The organism is Solirubrobacter ginsenosidimutans (assembly GCF_027587205.1).
In genome coordinates, this window is the sequence record NZ_JAPDOD010000013.1 from 58,982 (window position 1) to 77,000 (window position 18,019).

Genomic DNA, 18,019 nt, shown 5'->3' on the forward strand with positions numbered 1-18,019 from the left:
GCAGAAAACGGTAACGTCAGCCGCGCTTGAAGTGCAGAATCCCGACCTCCGTCGGGAACACGTCGTCCGAGCCGCGCGCAGCGCTCTCGGATGCGATCGCCAGCGCCTGCTCCTGCGTGCGGGCGAGCAGCTTGTTGAGCTTCTTCCAGCCCTTCTCGTCGAGCTCGAGCGGCGTCCGGCTCAGGACGAGCGCCGGGTCCTCGAGCTTGCCGGCGTCCGCCGCCTCGGCGAGATCGCCGACGAGCCCCTGGATCGTCTCGCCGATCAGCTCGCCGCGCAGAGTCGTCGGCAGCGTGCGCCACTGCCCCTCGTCGAGGTTCGGGCGTGCGGTGGCCTTGTAGAAGTGCTGCAGCGCGCCGCGGACCGGCTCGGTGCGAACGAGCTCCACGCAGTCGTAATCGCGGAGCATCCGGACGTGGTAGGAGACCACGCCGAGCGGAGCGTTCAGCTCTACCGCCAGCTCGCCGGGGCTGGCCACCCGCTCGCCGAGCCGTTGCAGGATCCGCGCGCGGAGCGGGTGCGCCAGCGCCTTCGCGATCCGGGCCTCGGAGGTCTCGCCCTCGGGCCGGTGTCCATTAGTGGATGAGGTCGATGCAGTGATGGGCATGGTCAATCCAAAACGTTAGATGAGAAAGATGGGAGAGAGATGTGAGGCTACGGGTTCGTCTCATGTTGGTTGCAACATGCTGGAACCAGATGAAGCACCTTCGCGACGGAGGCGTCCGGCGGGTAGCGTCCACCCGAGAGGATCTACGACATGGAGACAGGCTCCCACCTGCAGCGGATGAGTGGCCACTGCGCCCTGATCGCGGAGCGACTGCAGTTGGACCCTGACTCCGTGCGCGCGGCGAGCCGCCTGCACGACGTGGGCATGTCGAGCTTCGGTCCCGCGGTGCACCAGCGCCGCCCGCTCAGCGGCCGCGAGCGCGACGAGCTCACCCAGCACCCGTCGATCGGGCACGTGATGCTCTCCGGCTCCGGGATCGCGCTCCTGGACGTGGCCGCGGACATCGCGCTGACACATCACGAGCGCTACGACGGCCGCGGCTACCCACGCGGTCTGCGCGCGGACGCGATCCCGCTCGCGGGACGGATCGCCGCCGTCGCCGACACGTTCGACGCGCTCACCACCGCTCGGCCGTACCGGCCGGCGACCAGCATCGACCGCGCCGCCGACACCCTGCGCGCAGAGCGCGGACGCCAGTTCGACCCCCAGGTCGTCGATGCCTTCCTGGAGGAGCTCGACGCGGCCGCCGCGGTGTTGTGCCGACACCCGGAGGAAGCGGCCGACGACACCGCGCTCCTGCAGGCGCCGCTGCTGCCGCTCCATGTCGCCGCCGCGATCCTGGCGATCTCCCCCAGCCGACTGCGTCGCTGGGCCGACGACGGCCGGATCGAAAGCGTGCGCACCGCGGGCGGGCATCGCCGCTTTCCGTCGGACGCGGTCAGGGAACTCGCGCAGGCTCGCGGTGTCCACGCCACCGTGCACCCGCTCACGCCGCCCAACACGCCGCTCCCGCTGCTGGCGCGGTGCTTGCGGACGCACGGGATGCGGATCACGATCGCCGCCGCGGCGGCCGTCTATCGCGACGACGCCCCCGGCTGGTTCGCCTCGCCGAGCGCGACCCCGGCGCTCGCCGACTTCACCGAGACCCTGGCCGAGGCGTGCGCACGCGGGGAGTATGCCCCCGCGCTGGCCGCGCACCACGACCTGATGGGCATCGCCGCCGCGGGCGGTGCGGTGCTGCTGGAGCGCCACACGTTCCTGCAGCGCTTCGGCCACTTCGCGATGCGCACGCTCGTCAAGGCCGGCGGCAAGCCGGAGGAGGTCGCCGGGATGCGCCGGTTGCTGACCGCGTTGCAGGAGACCGGGCTCCGCGACGCCGACCAGCGCGCGCAAGCCCGCTAGTGGCTTGAGTCGTGAGTTCGCACGTGCATAGCGGCCCGCATCGTCGTGGCTGGCGTGCGGCGGCGAGCTGGCTCGTACCGGGCGTACTTGCGAGCTCGCCGTCGCCCGCGAGGCGCGGCGATGCGTCCGGTAGGCGCCTGCGAACTCCCGACTCAGGACACTCAGTGCGAGAGGCGCCGCTCCCACACGACTTCGTCGCCCGCGCGGCGTGCGGTGCGCTCGAACCCCGCCGCCACCGCGACGCGGACCGAGGGTGCGTTGGCGTCGTCGATCTCCGCCGTCAGCGTCTTGACGCCGAGCCGGTCGTGCAGCCAGCGGGTGAGCGCGCGCAAGGCATCGCTCGCCACTCCCGCCCCACGCTCGGCCGGGAGCAGCGCGTAGGCGACGCTCGCGCTCTCGCCGAAGACCGTCGCCTGGACCCAGCCGAGCGCCCGCCCTTCGCGGCTCTCGCGCACGACCCAGTTCAGCCACGTCTCGGCGCCGTCGGGCGAGCGGCGCGACTCCCACCTCGCGAAGCGCGCGCGCAGCGCGTCGAGATCCTCGACGCTCAGCCACTCGCGGAGCTGTTGCTCCTCGAGCAACCCCGCGAGGTCGTCGGCGTCCTCCGCGCGGAGCGGGATCAGCACCGCGCGCTCTGACGGGATGTCCTCGAGGTTCACGCACCGGAAGCTACTCCGACGCTCGCGGAGACCTGCGCGCGGCTGAGGATCGCGGCGCCGGCCGAACACGCGCCGATCGAGACCAGCGCGGCGCAGAAGATCGCCGACGCCTGGCCCTGCGTCAGGGTTCCCGCGGCGAGGCCGAGCGCGATCGCGGCCGCCGGGACGCCGATCTGCGCACTCGCCAGCAGCCCCGCCGCAGCGGGTAGCCGCAGCGCGACGGCGGTCAAGCAATGGACGGCTATGGCGGCGGCCGAGAGCAGGAACGCGAGCAGCACGTCGTCGCCGCCGCTCAGCTCGCGCAGATTCAGCTGGGCGCCGAGCAGGACGAAGAACAGCGGCACGAGGAACCCCTGACCGAGGCCGAGGACTTCACGCGACAGCCGCTTGGGACCACCGATCGCCGCCACCACCAGGCCGGTACCGAACCCCGCGATGAGGACGCTCGCGCCGACCTGTTGGGCGACGAAGGACAGCGTCACCAGCACGGTCAGCGCCAAGCGCAGGTCGATCGCCCACTCGCGCCGCTTGCCCTCTTTGCGGATGTGCTTGACCAGGGGCTTGCGATGCAAGTGCCGGGCCACGACGAAGACCAGCGCGACGAGCGCCGCGACGAGCAGCGCGCCCAGCGCCGCGTGGCCCGCCCGTGCCGGGTTGATCGTCAGCGGCAGCGCCACGGTCGCGACGACGTCGGCGATCGTGATCCAGGCGATCGACGTCAGGATCGTCTGCCCGTGCAGCCGGTTCTCCGCCATCACCGGCAGCGCCACCGCCGCCGAGGAGGACACGACGACCACGGCGTAGATCAGCGTCGGGCCGCCGCCGGCGAGGTGTGCTCCGGCGGCGGCGGCGAGCGCCAGCGGCGCCGCCACGCCGAGCGCGAGCATCCCGCGCCGCAGCGACGAGCGCACGCGGGGGTCGTGCAGCGGGATGTGCATGCCGACGGTGAACATCAGCGTCGCGAACCCGAGCGTGTACAGCAGCTGCAGCCCGGCGTCGTCCGTGTCCAGCACGCCGAACCCGGTCTGGCCCAGCACCACACCCGCCAGCAGCTGACCGACCACCGCGGGCACCAAGCCGCGGGTCGCCAGCGACAGCGCGGGCCCGAGCAGCCCGGCGGCGCAGATCAGTGCGATGACGCCGAGATCGGTCAGCCGAACAGGGATTCCTGGGTGAAGCCGGGCGCGCACTCGATCTCGAGCATTCGCCGCTTGGTCGTGATGCCGCCAGGCGCGGAGAACCCGTGCAGCGCCCCATCGGCGGCGAGCACGCGATGGCAAGGCACGATGATCGGAAACGGGTTGCTGCCCAGCGCGGCGCCGACGCCGCGGGCGGCGGTCGGCGCACCGATCGCGCGGGCGATCTCGCCGTAGGTCGCGGTCGCGCCGGGGCCGACGGCGCGCGTCGCGGCGTAGACACTGCGCCGGAACTCGTCCAGGCCCGTCTCGTCGAGGGCGATGTCGCACAGGTCGCAGCGCTCGCCGGCCAGCAGGGCGACGATCCCGGCGACACCCGCTCGCACGGCCTCCGGCAACGCTGCCGGATCGCCCAAACTCGCCGTGGCCAGCCCACGGCTCCCGGGCATCACCACCTCGGTGATCCCCGCCTCGCTCCACCGGACGCCGCAGCGCCCGAGCGCCGTCTCGAACACGAACATCGGACTTGTAAACGCTACTCCGCGGTGCGGACGGCTCGTCTGGGAGCATTCGGCGCGATGACCGAAGACGCACGGCGCCAGGCACGCGAACAACTCCGTGACGGGGCCGAGCGCGTCGGCGCCCGCAGCCACTACCGCGCGATGGGGATCGATCCCGAGCGGCTCGGCAACCCGATCGTCGGGATCGCCTCGGCCTGGACGCAGACGATGCCGTGCAACCTCAACCACCGCGACCTCGCCGCGGCGGTCGGGCGCGGCGTCGCCGAGGCGGGCGGCGTCCCGATGGAGTTCAACACGATCGCGGTCTCCGACAACCAGACGCAGGCGACGCCCGGCATGCGCGCCTCGCTCGTCTCGCGCGAGTTGATCGCCGACTCGATCGAGCTGATGGACATCGCGCACGACTTCGACGCGCTCGTGTGCATCGTCGGCTGCGACAAGACCGTTCCGGCGGCGCTGATGGCGCTCGCGCGGATCGACAAGCCCTCGGTCGTGCTCTACAGCGGTCCGATGCGCGCCGGGCACTGGCGCGGGAAGACCGCGACGATCCAGGACGTCTGGGAGCAGCTCGGGGCCTATCGCTCGGGCACGATCACCCGCGAGGAGCTCGACGAGCTGGAGCGCTCCGCCTGCCCCGGGCCGGGCACCTGCGCCGGCCAGTTCACGGCCAACACGATGGGGCTGGCGGTCGAGTTCCTGGGCCTGACCGCGCTCGGCAGCACGATGGTGCCGGCCGATGCGATGGAGGACCGCGAGCGCGACGCGGCCGCGATCGGCGCGCTGGCCGTGAGCGTCGCCGGCGGGGAGCGCACCGCGCGCGACTTCCTGGACCGCCGCGCGCTGCTGAACGCGATGGCCGGGATCGGCGCGACCGGCGGGTCGACGAACGGCGTCCTGCACCTGCTGGCGATCGCCCGCGAGGCGGGTGTCGAGCTGTCGCTGAGCGAGCTGGTGGCGGTCAGCCGGGCCACGCCGATGATCGGCAACCTCAGCCCGTCCGGCCGCTACGTCGCGACCGATCTCGACGAGGCGGGCGGCGCACCGGTCGTGATGCGCGAGCTGATCGCCGCAGGCCACATCGACGGCGGCGCCTTCGCCGTCGAGGGCGGGACGCTGGGCGAGCGCAGCGGCGGGGCCGCGGCTCCCGACGGCGCCGTCGTCTTCCCCGCCGCGGCGCCCTACAAGCCCCAGAGCGGCCTCAACGCGCTGTTCGGCAACCTCGCGCCCGACGGTGCGGTGGTCAAGGTCGCCGGCACCGAGCGCCGCGCGCACTCCGGGCCGGCGCGCGTCTTCGAATCCGAGCGCGACTGCACCGTCGCGATCGCGGCCGGAACGATCCAGCCCGGCGACGTCCTGGTCATCCGCAACGAAGGTCCCGCGGGCGGACCGGGGATGCGCGAGATGTTGAGCATCACGGCGGCGGTCGTCGGCGCCGGGCTCGGCGAGTCGGTGACGCTGGTCACCGACGGGCGCTTCTCCGGCGCCACCCGCGGCCTGATGGTCGGCCACGTCAGCCCCGAGGCGGTGCGCGGTGGGCCGATCGGCGTCGTCCGCGAGGGCGAGCGGATCACGATCGACGTCGAAGCGGGGACGCTGGCGGTCGACGTGCCCGACGACGAGCTCGCCCGCCGGCTCGCCGAGTACGCGCCGCCGGCACCGTCCGCCACGCGCGGGGTCCTCGCCCGCTACGCCGACCACGTCGGCTCCGCTTCGGAGGGAGCCACGCTGCGGCCCGCGCCGCGCTGACGCACCGGTTTTGAATGAACGGTTGCGCGGGTCGAATTCGCCGCGCGCGCCATTAGCCTGGGCTGGACGCCCATGGTCGAGCGTCGCCTACATACGCCTGAGTCCCTCCGTGCCCGTCGGGGGCAGCGACGGCGGGCCCATCTGCGGCGGCGGGCCGTCGCGGTGGGCACGCTCGCGCTCCTGCTGATCCTCGGCCTGGCCGCGATCCGGCGCGGCGGGAACCACGCCTCGGCGGCGGAGATCACGCCCGCCGCGACGATGCTGGTGGCCAAGCACGCCGCCCTCTTCCCGAAGGCCGACCGGGTCGCGCGGCTGCCGTACGTCGCGGTCGCCGGCCGGGGCCATCGCGAGATCGCGCTGACCTTCGACGACGGGCCAGGGCCGTACACGCTCGAGGTCGTCCGCACGCTGCACCGGCTGAACGCGCCGGGCACGTTCTTCCAGGTCGGCACGACCGAGCACTACTTCACCGACGCGCAGCAGGCCGAGCTGGCCGACCCGCTGGTCACGATCGGCGACCACACGCAGAACCACCGCCGGCTCGACCGGCTCTCGCGGGCCGATCAGGGCAAGGAGATCGACGCCCAGGCCGCCATCCTGCGCGCGGCGGGCGCGCCCGCGCCGACGCTCTTCCGGCCTCCCTACGGCGCCTTCGACGCGACCACGCTCGCGCTCCTGCGCGAGCGCGGGATGACGATGGTGATGTGGAGCATCGACAGCGAGGACTACCGGCGCCCGGGCGTGGACGCGATCGTCGCCAATGTCCTGTCCGCGGCGAAGCCGGGAGCGATCGTCCTGCTCCACGATGCGGGCGGCGACCGCAGCCAGACGATCGCCGCGCTCCCGCGAATCGTCAAGAGCCTGCGCGACCGCCACTACACGCTGGTCAGCGTCCCGCAGTTGCTGCGCGACGCGCCGCCGCCGATGAAGCAGCCCGTGATGGGCATCGGCGCCGGCTAGAGCCCGCCCAGCGCAGTTGACGTTCGTCCCTAGAGCCGCGCCACGACATGCTCGAGCGCCTCGCGCGAGCGCACGATCAGGCCCGCCCCGCCGAGCGCCCCGGCGTGCTTGCCGAGTTGCGCGGGCACGACCGCGGTCGTCTCGGCCGTGAGCGGGAGGACGTGGTCGTGCAGTCCTTCGCGCAGTCCCTCCAGGAACGGCTCCGTGCCGCCGAGCTCCCCGCCCGCGATCACCGCGTCCGGGTTCAGCGCCAGGCACACGCCGGCGAGCGTCGACCCGATTGCGCGCCCGCTGTCCTTGAGCACGCGGAGCGTGCCGGTGTCGTGGGCGGCGGCGAGGCGGACGATGTCCTGCAGGCTCACGGGCGCTCCATGCGCCGGCTCCAGGAGCTCGCGCAGAACGTGGCCGGAGGCGACCGTGCCGAGGCAGCCCCGCCGCCCGCAGCCGCATGCGTCCCCGTCCTCGACGACCTGGATGTGGGCGAACTCGCCGGCGAACCCGCCGGCGCCGCGATAGAGCTCGCCGCCGAGCAGGATCGCCCCGCCGATGCCCCATGAGACCTTGACGTAGACGGCGCCGGACATCCCGCGGCCGGCGCCGAGGGTGAGCTCTCCGAGCCCTTCGAGGTTTGCGTCGTTCTCGATCATCACCCGCGTCCCGAGCCGCTCGGCCAGGGTCTCGCGGACGGGACGGCCGCTCCAGCTGGCGAGGATCCGCGCGTCGACGTCGCCGGTCTCGAGGTCGATCGGGCTCGGCAGCCCTACTCCCACGCCGATCAGCGCACCGCGCTCCGCCGGGCCGTCGGCGAGCGCCTCACCGGCGAGGTCCAGGATGAGCTCCAGCAAGGTCTCGGCGGGCGTGTCGAGCGCGAACTGGGCCGAGCGATCCGCGAGCACGGTCAACGAGAGATCGACCAGCGCGACCCGCAGCTCCTCGCGCTCGACCGAGATCCCCAGGGCGGTGCCGGCCGAGGGATGCAATCGAATCAGCGTCGCCGGGCGGCCCGGAGCGCGCCGCGCCGTCGTGCTGTCCTGGTACTCGACGACCAGGCCGCGGCGGTCGAGCTCCTCGATGATCGAGGCGATCGTCGGGCGCGAGACGCCGGTGCGCCGGGCGAGCTCGGAGCGCGTCAGATTGCCGTCGCGTCGCAGGGCGTCGACCGCCGCGCGCAGCCCGCGGGCTCGCAGGTCGTCGGGCGCGCTCACGCGCGGGTCCACTGCCGGGCGACGGCGACGAGGTCGGCCGAGCGCAGCCATTCGGTCTCGTCGAGCGCGAGCGTGATCGCACCGAGGACTTCGGCACGGTCGCCGAGGGTCGCCGCGTGCAGGACGACGTCCCCGGTCGGCGGCAGTGCCGTGCGGCGCAGCTCGGCCCGGATGGCGTCGCGCAGGGGTGCGCTGCCCGCGCCGAGGTCGCCGCCGATCATGATCGCCGCCGGGTTCAGCGCCGTGCAGAGCGCGCCGAGCACCGCGCCGACCATCGTGCCGGCCCGCTGAAGCGCGGCCAGGACCGTCGTGTCCCCCGCGTCGGCCAGCGCCAGCAATCGCGCGGTCGTCAGCCCGGGTCCGTGGGTCGGAGCGAGCACGTGACGGAGGCCGTAGCCGGAGGCGACCGTCTCCAGGCAGCCCCGGTTGCCGCAGCGGCAGATGACGCCGAGCGGGTCCACACCGAGGTGGCCGATCTCGCCCGCGATGCCGGTCGCGCCGGTGTGCAGCGCGCCACGGAGGATCATCCCCGCGCCGAAGCCGGCGGACAACTTGACGTACAAAAGGTCGGAGAACCCGCGTCCGGCGCCATAGGTGGATTCGCCCAGCGCGCCGAGGTCGGCGTCGTTGGCGACCCGCACCGGCAGCCCGAGGCGGTGCGCCAGCTCCTCCGCCGGGCGGATCGGCTCCCAATTCGCGAGGATCGAGGCAGAGGGCATCCGCCCGCTGCGGCGGTCGATCGGCGCGGGGATGCCCATCCCGGCGCCGAGCACCCGGTCGCCGCCGACGCCCGCCTCGGCCATCAGCGTCGCCGCCAGCTCCGCGGTGGTGTCGAGCGCGGTCTTCGACCCGGCGTCGACATCGAGATCGATGCGGCGCTCGGCGATCACGGTCGCCGAGAGATCGGCGAGCGCGACGCGCACGTGCCGGTGCCCGAAGTCGACGCCGAGGACGGTCGCGGCCGAGGGATCGAGCCGCAGCCGGTTCGACGGGCGGCCCGGCGCCCCGTTGCGCTCGGACTCCTCGACGATCGCGCCGCGAGCGACGAAGTCGGCGACGAGCGTCGCCACGGTCGCCCGCGACAGGCCCGTCTGGCGCGCGAGCTCGGAGCGGTCGGCGACGCCGGCTCGGCGGAGTTCCTCGAGCAGGCGCAGGCGATTGACCTCGCGGATGTCGTTCAAACCGGCCAAGGCGGCGGCATTCTCGCAGCCCGAAGGCGTGTGCGAGAACCGTCTTCATGAGCATTTCTCCGAGCGGTTTCATATTGCGGTTGGCAGTCGGCGAGAGATAGACATAGCCTCCGGCCGAATCCATGTCGGCGTGTCCTGTCGCCTGTCGGGACACCGAAGAGAGAGGTCGCCCTTGTCCGGGTCCGGTCGGGTCCGCCGAAAGGCGGAAGGGTGGTGTGCGCGCGCGGGTCTGGGGCTCGCGACGCTGATCATGGCGGCGCTGGTGGCGCTGCCCTCCGTGGCGGCGGCGGAGGTCCCGCCGTACTCGCTGCCGGTGACGTTGCCGGTGCCGAAGCAGTCACCGGCGGTCGACGCGAACGCGCCGTACACGTCGGTCGTGCTCGACCTGATCCATCAGCTCGAGCCCTCGAGCCCGCCGACGCGTGACCAGCTGGCGAACGCGAGCAAGCTGCTGCACGACGGCGCGAACGGGGCCTGCCACAACGTCGGGCCGGTGAGCGCTCCGACGGGGACGAACCCGAGCATCGCGCCGATCTGCTGGACCGACGCGCAGGGCGTGCTCAACACGTCCGGCCCGAACACGCGCGGGTCGACCGGGCCGATGACCCTGATGGGCCTCGGCTCGACGTTCGACCGCTCGCTCGGCAACGCGTGGGGCCAGACCGAGGGCACCGAGTCGCGCTCGTTCATGGTCACCGGCCTCTTCGGGCCGCAGACCGACCTCGACCGCTTGCCCAACTGGGGCCGCAACCTGACGACGACGGGTGAGGACCCGTATCTGAGTCACGAAATGGTCGCGGCGCAGATCAACGGCATCCAGGGCGTCGGGGCGATGTCGCAGATGAAGCACTTTCGCCGTCTACAACGGCCAGAACCAGAACCTCAACACCGACATCTCCGACCAGCCGCTGCACGAGAACTACCTGCTCCCGTACGAGGGCGGGTTCGTGGACGGCAAGGCCGCGGCGACGATGTGCTCCTACCAGGTGTGGCGCGACACGTCGACGCACCTTCCCGTCTCGGTGTCGGCGCTGACGCAGCCGAGTCCGTTCCAGTCCGGGCTGGTGCCCGCGACGTGGCCGCTGAACGAATCGCACTTCTCGTGCGAGCAGCCGCTGATCCTCAACTACGTGCTGCGTGACCTGTGGGGGTCGAAGGCGTTCGTCGGCTCCGACTATCCCGCGACGCACTCCACCTCCGGCATCCTCCAGGGCGAGGACCAGGAGATGCCGACGCAGACCGGCTTCTTCAGCGCCTCCAACACACTGACCGCGGCGCAGCAGACCGACGCGACCGGCAGCACGTGCTCGGACGCAACCGGCACGACGATGCTCTCGTGCTCGACCAGCGGCGCGCTGCACGTCGGCGGGTATCCCGGCCCGGGCTGCCCGGTCGGCGGTTGCACGCTGGTGGACGCCGTGATGAACGGCTCGATGCCGCTGGCCGTGTTCAACCAGTCGCTGGCGCGGATCCTCTACCAGGAGCAGCGCTTCGGGCTGCTCGGCTGCGATCAGACGCCGGTCTCCTCGTCGTGCACGAACCCGGGCGGCATCGGGTCCGATCGCACGGGCACCGCGCCGCTGCCCGCGGGCTCCAGTTCCGGGACGCCGGTGCTCGGCACCAAGAACGGCGACGCCGCGATCGTGGAGCGCTACTCCGAGGAGGGCGCGACCTTGCTCAAGAACGACCAGTCGGCGCTCCCGCTGACCGGTCTCAACGACGGTGACGTGCTGGTGACCGGCGCGAACGCCAACCACCTCGTCGCCGATCCCACCAACGAGGCGTCGACGGGCTTCATCGACCGCGACGCGATCAACCCGCTGCAACAGCTCAAGGAGTTCAGCGGCAAGCCGGGCGCCTTCCAGTTCGCCCCGGCAAACGATCCCACCGGCTACCCGGTTCCGTCGTCGGCGCTGTCGCGCTCGAACTCGACGGTGACGGGCAACCTGGCCCGCACCGGTCCGGGCGCGGGGAACGACAGCTCGCTCGACTTCACGTCGGTCTCGGCGGCGGGCCAGCTCGCTCCCGGCGTTTACTCGTGGACCGGCTACGTCTACGTGCCGACCACCGACACGTACACGTTCGCGGTCCAGCAGAGCGCGAGCGTGGCCGCCGGCAATGTGACCGTGACGCTCGACGGCACCACGCGCACGCTGGCCAACGCGGCCAACGTCTACGGCGCCACGACGCCCGGAACGCCGACGAACGCGGGCTACACCGAGCCGCTGCTCACCAACCGCACGTTCTCGGCGGGGTCGCTGACGGGCGGCACGTTCCACCCGATCACGATCACCTTCAACAACGACACGGCGGGCGCGGCGAGCTTCCGCTTCGCCTACTCCCGCGCTCAGGGCGACATCGACGACGCGGCGGCGGCCGGCCGCGGAAAGAAGGCCGCGATCGTCTTCGTCAACGACGGCGTCGGCGCCGTCTCCACCACGCCGAACCCGGACGTCCCGGGCACGACGATCTCCGCGCCCGTGCAGCTCTCGGACGCGAGCAACAAGCTCGTCAGCGCGGTCGCGGCGGCCAACCCGAACACGATCGTGGTCATGAACACGGCGAACCCGGTGCTGATGCCGTGGTTCGACAACGTCAAGTCGGTGCTGGAGATGTGGTTCGCCGGCCAGGAGGGCGGCACCTCGACCGCGCGGCTGCTGCTCGGCCTCGCCAACCCCGGCGGGCACTCCTCGATGACGTGGCCCAAGAACGCCACCGACACGCTCTGGGGCTACAACGAGCCCGCGGGCGCGCTGTATCCGGGCTCGCCCGGCGGCCGTCATCCGGAGCGCCTGAACGGCAACGGCGGCTGCACGGTTCCGACGGGCAGCACCGCGACGTGCCCGGCCGCGACCGGCACCGTCGAGAGCGAGGGCATCTACGCCGGCTACCGGTACTTCGACAAGCTCGGCATCACGCCGCAGATCCCGTTCGGCTACGGGCTCTCCTACACCACGTTCGGCTATTCGAACCTGAGCGTGGCGCCCAAGACCGACGGGACCGTCGACGTCAGCTTCGACGTCAAGAACACCGGCACGCGGGCGGGTGACGAGGCGGCACAGGTGTACGTCGGCCCCGGCCCGGATCATGCCGGCATCCAGCAGGCCACCAAGGCCCTGCGCGGGTTCCAGCGCGTCTCGCTGGACCCGGGTGAGACCCGGCACCTCACCATCACGCTCGACCAGCGCTCGTTCCAGTACTGGGACGAGACCACCCAGCAGTGGCTCGACAACTACGGCAGTCGCCGGATCTGGGTCGGCGACTCCTCGGCCGGCGCGAACCTGCCGCTGACCGCGACGACCACGCCGATCCCGGCGGGCTCGGGCGCCCAGGCGCCGGTCGGCGGGACCGTTCCGGCGACGCTGTCGCTCTCGCTCGGCACGCCCGCCGCCTTCGGCGCGTTCACGCCGGGCATCACGAAGGACTACACCGCGGCGACGACCGCGACGGTCGTGTCGACCGCCGGCGACGGCACGCTCTCGGTGTCGGATCCGAGCTCGGTGGCCACCGGCCATCTGGTCAATGGGACGTTCTCCCTGCCGCAACCGCTGCAGGCCGGCGCCACCAGCCCCGCCGGCAATGGCGGCGCCTTCGCGCCCGTGGGCGGCTCCGCCAACCCCACGACGCTGCTCAGCTACGCGGGCCCGGTCTCCAACGACCCGGTCTCGATCGCGTTCAAGCAACACATCGACGCAACCGACGCGCTGCGGACCGGCGCCTACAGCAAGACCCTGACGTTCACCCTGTCCACCACCAACCCCTAGCCGTTCAGTCGGCGTAGCGACGCGGCGATCGCCAGCATCTGTGCGTTCGAGAGCTTGCGATTGAGCGTGTTCGTCACGTAGTAGACGGCGCTCGGCGTCCGCCAGGCAACCTGGCGGAGCCGGGCGCCGTCGAAGTACTCGAGCAGCGTGCGGCCGCCCTGCTTGCGGATGCCGTCCGGGTTGGCGAGCAGCGGCGGGTCCGTCCACGTCATGCCCTGGACGCCGTAGAACTCCCCGGCGGCGCCGGTCTCGATCACCAGCCGGTAGGCGCGGAACGGGCGCCCCTGCGTGTCGCGATCGGTGTAGATGCGCGGGCTGCCGGGGGCGTAGCGTGAGCCGGCCAGGCGCGAGCGCGGGAAGTAGAACGGAAGGCCGCCGAGCTTGGGGGTGGCGACGACCGCGAGATCCTCGCCGAGGCGCTGTGCGTCCTCGAGCCCGGTCGAGGTGGGCTTGGGCGTGTGTGGCGTCGCCGCGCGCTTGGGAGTCGCGACCTTGCCACCGGTCATGAAGGCGTCGTAGGCCTTGCGCACCTGCTCGTCGGAGACGAAGAGCCGCGTGTCGACCGTCGGGTCGGCGGCCTCGGTGATGCCCTGCAGCGCGATCTGGTCGACCGGCGCGTGATGGACGGCGAGCGACAGCGAGGTCTTGACCAGCCCCGCCACGTTCTTGCGCGACAGGAAGTCCTGGTCGAACCGGAAGTAGCGGACCATCTCGCCCAGGAAGTCGCTGCCCGCACCGAGGCTCTTGAGTTGCTCGACCGCGGGCTGGCGCACGGCCTGGCGCAGGAACTCCTGCTGGCGCGCGTTGCGGAAGAGGTCGGAGTCGGTGTGGCGGTAGCGGACGTAGGCGAGCGCGTCGGAGCCGGTCAGGCGCTGGTAGCCGGCCTGCAGGTGGATCGCTGAGAAACCGGTCCCGGCGGGGTTCTCGTAGTCGCGGTCGACGTCGACATAGACGCCGTGCAACTCGTTGACCGCGCGCTGGAATCCGTTGAAGCTCGCGTCGATCACGCCGTTGACCGGCAGCGTGCGTCCGGTCGCGTGGCGGAACAGGCCCTGCAGCGTCTCGAGGGTCTTGCCGGCGCCGCCGTGGTCGTAGGCCTCGTTGATCTTCCGTTCGCCGCTGTAGCCCGGGATCTTCACCGCGAGATCGCGCGGCAGCGAGAGCACGGCGATGCGGTTGCGGTCCGGGTCCAGCCGCAGGAGCACGATCGTGTCCGAGTGCGGGGTCTCGGCCGAGCCGTTGACCTTCGCGTCGAACGAGCTCGCGGCGCGGCGGTCGGACCCGAGGATCAGCAGGGTGCGCGGGCCGTGCGCGTCGGGCAGCGGCGGCGTCGGGACCGGCGGGCCCGGCGGCTTCGGGACGGGGATCAGGAGGTAGCCCACGCCCGCCACGCCCGCGCCGATGACGAGCAGCACCGTGAATACGCCCGCGAACGCTCTGACGAGCACGGCCATTCCCACGCGCGGCGGCCGCTGCCCTCGACCTGACCCCCGGAACATGGTCGCCAAGCGTACTGCGTGGTCCGGAACTCTTGACCGCGTCAGCGCGCGAGTGCTGCTTTGGCGACCTGGATCGCGGCGCGGCGGGCCGCCGTGGCGGCGTGGGGCTTCAGCACTCGCACGGTCACGAGACGGCGGCCGTCAGTGCAGACGAGCTCGCGCGGGGCCTTGACCCAGAACGCCCCCTGGCCCACCCCGTTGACCATGACGGGCTGCTGCGCGGGGATGTTCGCCCACTCGCGCGTGGTCTGCGTCCGCTCGACCTGGGCGCGCTGCCAGCGCACCAGCGCTTGCGGCGCCGTGTCGACGATCACCCGGAACGCGCCGCCCTTCGCCGTCAGCCGGCACGTGAGGATCTGCGGGTCGTTCGCCGCGACGGTCCCGTGCCCGCCGGCCGTGGTCGCCATCCTCGCGCAGGGGTCGACCGCCCGCTGGACCGGCGCGGGCGTGGTGCCGCCGCATCCGGCGAGACCGAGCACGCAGGCGAGGAGCGCAAGACGTGGGATCTGGGCCGTGCTGCGGAGGTTAGGTCGCGGACGAGAGGCGCTCATGAAAGGCTCGCGCGATGACCTGGCACGCGCGCGGCCTGGGGCGACTGAGCGCACGCACGTTCGTCGTGACCGGCGCCAACAGCGGGATCGGCTTCGCGGCCGCGCGCGCCCTGGTCGAGCGGGGCGGGCACGTCGTGCTCGCCGTTCGCGACACGGGCAAGGGCGAGACGGCGGCGGCTCGGCTCGACGGGCCGGGGACGACGAGCGTCGTCGAGCTCGACCTCGCCGACCTCGATCAGGTCGAGCGGTGCAGCCGCTCGCTGCTCGCCGCAGGCGGCGACCTCTCCGCGCTGATCTGCAACGCGGGCGTGATGGGCGGGCCGTATTTGCTGAGCGCGCAGGGCTACGAGCGCCAGATGGCGACGAACCACCTCGGTCACGCGGCGTTGATCGCCGGGCTGTGGCCGCGGCTGCACGCGAGCGGCTCGCGCGTGGTCGTGATGGCGAGCACCGAGGCGCGCGCCGGCCGGCTGTCATCCCAGACGACCCGCGAGCACCTCGTCGACCCGACCCCGTACGACGGCCGCCAGGTCTATCGAGACACCAAGCAGGCCAACCTGCTGTTCGCGCAGGAGCTGCACCGCCGCTGCCGGGCAGCCGGGTCGCCGGTGAGCGCGGTGGCCGTGCACCCCGGCGCGAGCGCCACCAACCTGTTCGCTCGCCAGCTCGCGCAGGCCGGGCATGACCGGCTTGCTTCCGTCAGCAAGCTCGTCACCGGAATGGTCCTGCAGTCCGCCGCCGCGGGCGCGCTGTCCACACTGCGGGCGCTCGACGACCGCACGCCGAGCGGCGCCTTCATCGGCCCCTCCGCGCTCGGCCAGTCCCGCGGCCGGCCGAAGCTGCTGACCGTCTACCCCTCCGGCGCGGACCCGGCGACCGCCGCGCGCCTGTGGGTCCTGACCGAGGAGATCCTGCAACAGCGCCTGCCGATCTGAGGGTCAGCAGACGACGAGCAGGTGAAACGACGGCCGCAGGGGCTGGAAGAACGAGCCCTTGAGGTCGCGGACGAAGACCGTGACGACGTTCGGGTTGCTCGCGCGGCCCTCGACGCTGAGCAGGACGGGCGAGAGCGAGCCGCCGCGGCGGGTCTTGCCGGGCGTCGCGCTGTAGACGCACTGCGAGACGTCCTGGTTGAAGCCGACGTCGTAGATCACGCCGCCGCCGACCTGCTCGATCTTGTGGGTCAGGGACTGGTTGACGTTGACCGATTGCCCGCTGGAGACCGTGCCGTCGCCGTCGACCGCGGCGGTGAAGACCGGGTTGCTGAGCTCCCGGTTGGTCACGGCGGCGTCGCCGATGTCGTTGCGGTTCAGCGTGTCCTGGGCGACGTTCGCCGAGGTGACGGCGCTGAGGCCGAGCTTGGGACCGGTGACGACGCCGTCGGCGAGCTGTTGCGGACTGCGGATCAGAATGCCCTGCGCGACGGCCGTGCCGCCGGTGGCGACGATCAGGGCGAGGATGGCGACGATCAGGGCGGGTGTCGGGCGTCTGGTCATGCCAGACATCACGCCGGCCGCGCGGCGGGCATTCCGGGGGCGCCCCGCGCCTTCCCCCTCTCCTCCCCTTCACATTCGCAGTTCCGGCGCTGCGTTAGGTTTGCGGCCGTGAGCCACCGTGACACCGACCCGCTGGCCGGGACAGAGACGATCCTGCGACTGATCCGCGACGGCGAGGGCACCGTGACCCGCGCGGAGCTGATGGAGCAGACCGGGCTCGCCCGCTCGACCGTCGGGCTGCGGCTCGCGGAGTTGATCGCCCAGGGCCTGGTGTCGGAGGCCCGCGGGACCACGTCGACCGGCGGGCGGCCACCGCAGATGCTGGTCTTCAACGCGGCGGCGGGTGTGGTGCTCGCGGTCGACGCGGGTGCGAGCCGTGTCGCGCTGGCGATCTCCGACCTCAACGGGGAGATCCTGGCCGAGCGCTCGGAGGTGCGAGACATCGACATCGGGCCGCGGGACACGCTTCGCTGGGTCTGCGAGGGCCTCGACGCGCTGCTCGCCGAGGTCGGTCGTTCGCACGCGGACGTGCGCTGCGTCGGCGTCGGGCTTCCCGGCTCGGTGGACTTCTCGACCGGCCGCCCCGTCAGCCCGCTGCTGATGCCCGGCTGGGACGGGTTTCCGGTCGCCGACACGCTGCGCTCGCACTTCGGGGTCGACGTCCTCGTCGACGGCGACGCGAACGTGATGGCGCTCGGCGAGGCGCGGCAACTCGGCGTCGCGGAGCACCTCGTGGTCGTCAAAGCGGGCACCGGCGTCGGCCTCGGCTATGTCTCCGGGGGCGTTGTTCAGCGGGGCGCCAAGGGCTGCGCCGGCGAGATCGGGCACATCCGCGCGCCCAGCAGCGACGACATCCACTGCCGCTGCGGCAAGTACGGCTGCCTCGAAGCGGTCGCGGGCGGCGCGGCGATGGCGGAACGGCTCACCGCCGCCGGCATCCCCTGCTCGGGTGCCGGCGAGGTCGCCGCGCTGACCCGGGCGGGTGTGCCGGAGGCGATCGCGATCGTCCGCCAGGCCGGACACGCGATGGGGTTCGTCCTCAGCACGGTGGTGAACGTGCTCAACCCCGCCCGGCTCGTCGTGGCCGGGGACCTCGCCAACGCGCACGACTTCCTGATGAGCGCACTGCGCGAGACCGTCTATCGCGAGTCCAACACGCTCGCGACGGTCGACCTGGAGATCACGCGCGCCCGCACCGGCGTCCGCGCCGGGCTGATCGGCACCGTGACGATGGGCCTCGAGCACGCGCTCACGCCGGACGCCATCTCGGCGTTCGCGCGCGGCTAACGACGAACGTCAACTGCCCTCGACGCGAGCGTCGAGTTTCTCGCGCTCTGCTCACGAAAGTCGACGCTCGCTCACCATCCCAGGTCGGCGTGCGTG

At 72.3% G+C, this 18,019-nt stretch carries 16 protein-coding genes; 7 read left to right on the forward strand and 9 right to left on the reverse strand.

The genetic code is table 11. The features are described 5' to 3' along the window. Positions 1-16: 16 nt before the first annotated feature. Positions 17-607 carry an ArsR/SmtB family transcription factor gene (locus OM076_RS15055; RefSeq protein WP_270040823.1) on the reverse strand — a complete coding sequence of 197 codons (591 nt, stop codon included), beginning with the start codon at positions 605-607 and terminating at the stop codon, positions 17-19. Between the two features lie 150 nt (positions 608-757). Between OM076_RS15055 and OM076_RS15060 the strand changes: the two genes are divergently transcribed. Next, positions 758-1,909: an HD domain-containing phosphohydrolase gene (locus OM076_RS15060; RefSeq protein WP_270040824.1), complete on the forward strand. Its 1,152-nt coding sequence runs from the start codon at positions 758-760 to the stop codon at positions 1,907-1,909. Positions 1,910-2,070: 161 nt separating this feature from the next. Here the strand turns inward: OM076_RS15060 and OM076_RS15065 are convergent, their stop codons facing one another. Genes OM076_RS15065 through OM076_RS15075 form a run of 3 tightly spaced genes read right to left on the reverse strand, consistent with a single transcriptional unit; the run spans position 2,071 to position 4,225 of the window. Beyond that, on the reverse strand, positions 2,071-2,568 hold the full coding sequence (locus OM076_RS15065) for a GNAT family N-acetyltransferase (protein ID WP_270040825.1): 498 nt from the start codon (positions 2,566-2,568) through the stop codon (positions 2,071-2,073). After that, a complete protein-coding gene (locus tag OM076_RS15070; RefSeq protein WP_270040826.1) occupies positions 2,565-3,758 on the reverse strand; it encodes a cation:proton antiporter domain-containing protein in 1,194 nt (397 codons plus the stop codon). The genes OM076_RS15065 and OM076_RS15070 overlap by 4 nt, the downstream gene beginning before the upstream one ends. Beyond that, on the reverse strand, positions 3,719-4,225 hold the full coding sequence (locus OM076_RS15075) for a methylated-DNA--[protein]-cysteine S-methyltransferase (protein WP_270040827.1): 507 nt from the start codon (positions 4,223-4,225) through the stop codon (positions 3,719-3,721). Before OM076_RS15075 ends, OM076_RS15070 begins: the two co-directional genes overlap by 40 nt. A 57-nt stretch (positions 4,226-4,282) precedes the next feature. Here OM076_RS15075 and OM076_RS15080 point away from each other — a divergent pair, with 57 nt between their 5' ends. After that, positions 4,283-5,971, forward strand: coding sequence for a dihydroxy-acid dehydratase (locus OM076_RS15080; protein ID WP_270040828.1), 1,689 nt, complete (start codon positions 4,283-4,285; stop codon positions 5,969-5,971). A gap of 162 nt (positions 5,972-6,133) precedes the next feature. Then, positions 6,134-6,931: a polysaccharide deacetylase family protein gene (locus OM076_RS15085; RefSeq protein ID WP_270040829.1), complete on the forward strand. Its 798-nt coding sequence runs from the start codon at positions 6,134-6,136 to the stop codon at positions 6,929-6,931. A 29-nt stretch (positions 6,932-6,960) separates the two neighbouring features. On the opposite strand, the gene OM076_RS15090 is transcribed toward OM076_RS15085, so the two are convergent. Beyond that, positions 6,961-8,136: an ROK family transcriptional regulator gene (locus OM076_RS15090; RefSeq protein ID WP_270040830.1), complete on the reverse strand. Its 1,176-nt coding sequence runs from the start codon at positions 8,134-8,136 to the stop codon at positions 6,961-6,963. Beyond that, positions 8,133-9,326 carry an ROK family protein gene (locus OM076_RS15095; protein ID WP_270040831.1) on the reverse strand — a complete coding sequence of 398 codons (1,194 nt, stop codon included), beginning with the start codon at positions 9,324-9,326 and terminating at the stop codon, positions 8,133-8,135. Before OM076_RS15095 ends, OM076_RS15090 begins: the two co-directional genes overlap by 4 nt. Between OM076_RS15095 and OM076_RS15100 the strand changes: the two genes are divergently transcribed. Continuing rightward, a complete protein-coding gene (locus OM076_RS15100; RefSeq protein ID WP_270040832.1) occupies positions 9,307-10,467 on the forward strand; it encodes a glycoside hydrolase family 3 N-terminal domain-containing protein in 1,161 nt (386 codons plus the stop codon). The genes OM076_RS15095 and OM076_RS15100 overlap by 20 nt on opposite strands. Positions 10,468-10,759: 292 nt before the next feature. Continuing rightward, the gene (locus tag OM076_RS15105) at positions 10,760-13,090 is read left to right on the forward strand and encodes a glycoside hydrolase family 3 C-terminal domain-containing protein (RefSeq protein WP_270040925.1); all 2,331 of its coding nucleotides are present in this window, start codon (positions 10,760-10,762) and stop codon (positions 13,088-13,090) included. Here OM076_RS15105 and OM076_RS15110 read toward each other — a convergent pair. Both OM076_RS15110 and OM076_RS15115 read right to left on the reverse strand, forming a co-directional pair. After that, on the reverse strand, positions 13,087-14,544 hold the full coding sequence (locus tag OM076_RS15110) for an LCP family protein (RefSeq protein ID WP_270040833.1): 1,458 nt from the start codon (positions 14,542-14,544) through the stop codon (positions 13,087-13,089). The genes OM076_RS15105 and OM076_RS15110 overlap by 4 nt on opposite strands. A gap of 86 nt (positions 14,545-14,630) precedes the next feature. Further along, positions 14,631-15,068 (reverse strand): hypothetical protein, encoded by a 438-nt coding sequence (locus tag OM076_RS15115; RefSeq protein WP_270040834.1) that lies wholly within the window; start codon positions 15,066-15,068, stop codon positions 14,631-14,633. Between the two features lie 86 nt (positions 15,069-15,154). On the opposite strand from OM076_RS15115, the gene OM076_RS15120 reads away from it, so the two are divergent. Continuing rightward, complete coding sequence (locus tag OM076_RS15120; RefSeq protein ID WP_270040835.1) at positions 15,155-16,075, forward strand: SDR family NAD(P)-dependent oxidoreductase; 921 nt, start codon at positions 15,155-15,157, stop codon at positions 16,073-16,075. Between the two features lie 3 nt (positions 16,076-16,078). Here the strand turns inward: OM076_RS15120 and OM076_RS15125 are convergent, their stop codons facing one another. Continuing rightward, positions 16,079-16,636, reverse strand: a complete 558-nt coding sequence (locus OM076_RS15125) for a hypothetical protein (protein WP_270040836.1) — start codon at positions 16,634-16,636, stop codon at positions 16,079-16,081. A 108-nt stretch (positions 16,637-16,744) separates the two neighbouring features. Here OM076_RS15125 and OM076_RS15130 point away from each other — a divergent pair, with 108 nt between their 5' ends. Further along, positions 16,745-17,923, forward strand: a complete 1,179-nt coding sequence (locus tag OM076_RS15130) for an ROK family transcriptional regulator (RefSeq protein WP_270040837.1) — start codon at positions 16,745-16,747, stop codon at positions 17,921-17,923. Positions 17,924-18,019 lie beyond the last annotated feature (96 nt).

Excerpts from the sequence above, each read along its gene's own strand:
- OM076_RS15100 (WP_270040832.1), top strand. The coding sequence starts at position 9,307 with ATGTCGTTCAAACCGGCCAAGGCGGCGGCATTCTCGCAGCCCGAAGGC.
- OM076_RS15120 (WP_270040835.1), top strand. The coding sequence starts at position 15,155 with ATGACCTGGCACGCGCGCGGCCTGGGGCGACTGAGCGCACGCACGTTC.
- OM076_RS15105 (WP_270040925.1), top strand. The coding sequence starts at position 10,760 with ATGCCGCTGGCCGTGTTCAACCAGTCGCTGGCGCGGATCCTCTACCAG.
- OM076_RS15125 (WP_270040836.1), bottom strand. The coding sequence starts at position 16,636 with ATGACCAGACGCCCGACACCCGCCCTGATCGTCGCCATCCTCGCCCTG.
- OM076_RS15055 (WP_270040823.1), bottom strand. The coding sequence starts at position 607 with ATGCCCATCACTGCATCGACCTCATCCACTAATGGACACCGGCCCGAG.
- OM076_RS15060 (WP_270040824.1), top strand. The coding sequence starts at position 758 with ATGGAGACAGGCTCCCACCTGCAGCGGATGAGTGGCCACTGCGCCCTG.
- OM076_RS15080 (WP_270040828.1), top strand. The coding sequence starts at position 4,283 with ATGACCGAAGACGCACGGCGCCAGGCACGCGAACAACTCCGTGACGGG.
- OM076_RS15075 (WP_270040827.1), bottom strand. The coding sequence starts at position 4,225 with ATGTTCGTGTTCGAGACGGCGCTCGGGCGCTGCGGCGTCCGGTGGAGC.
- OM076_RS15110 (WP_270040833.1), bottom strand. The coding sequence starts at position 14,544 with ATGGCCGTGCTCGTCAGAGCGTTCGCGGGCGTATTCACGGTGCTGCTC.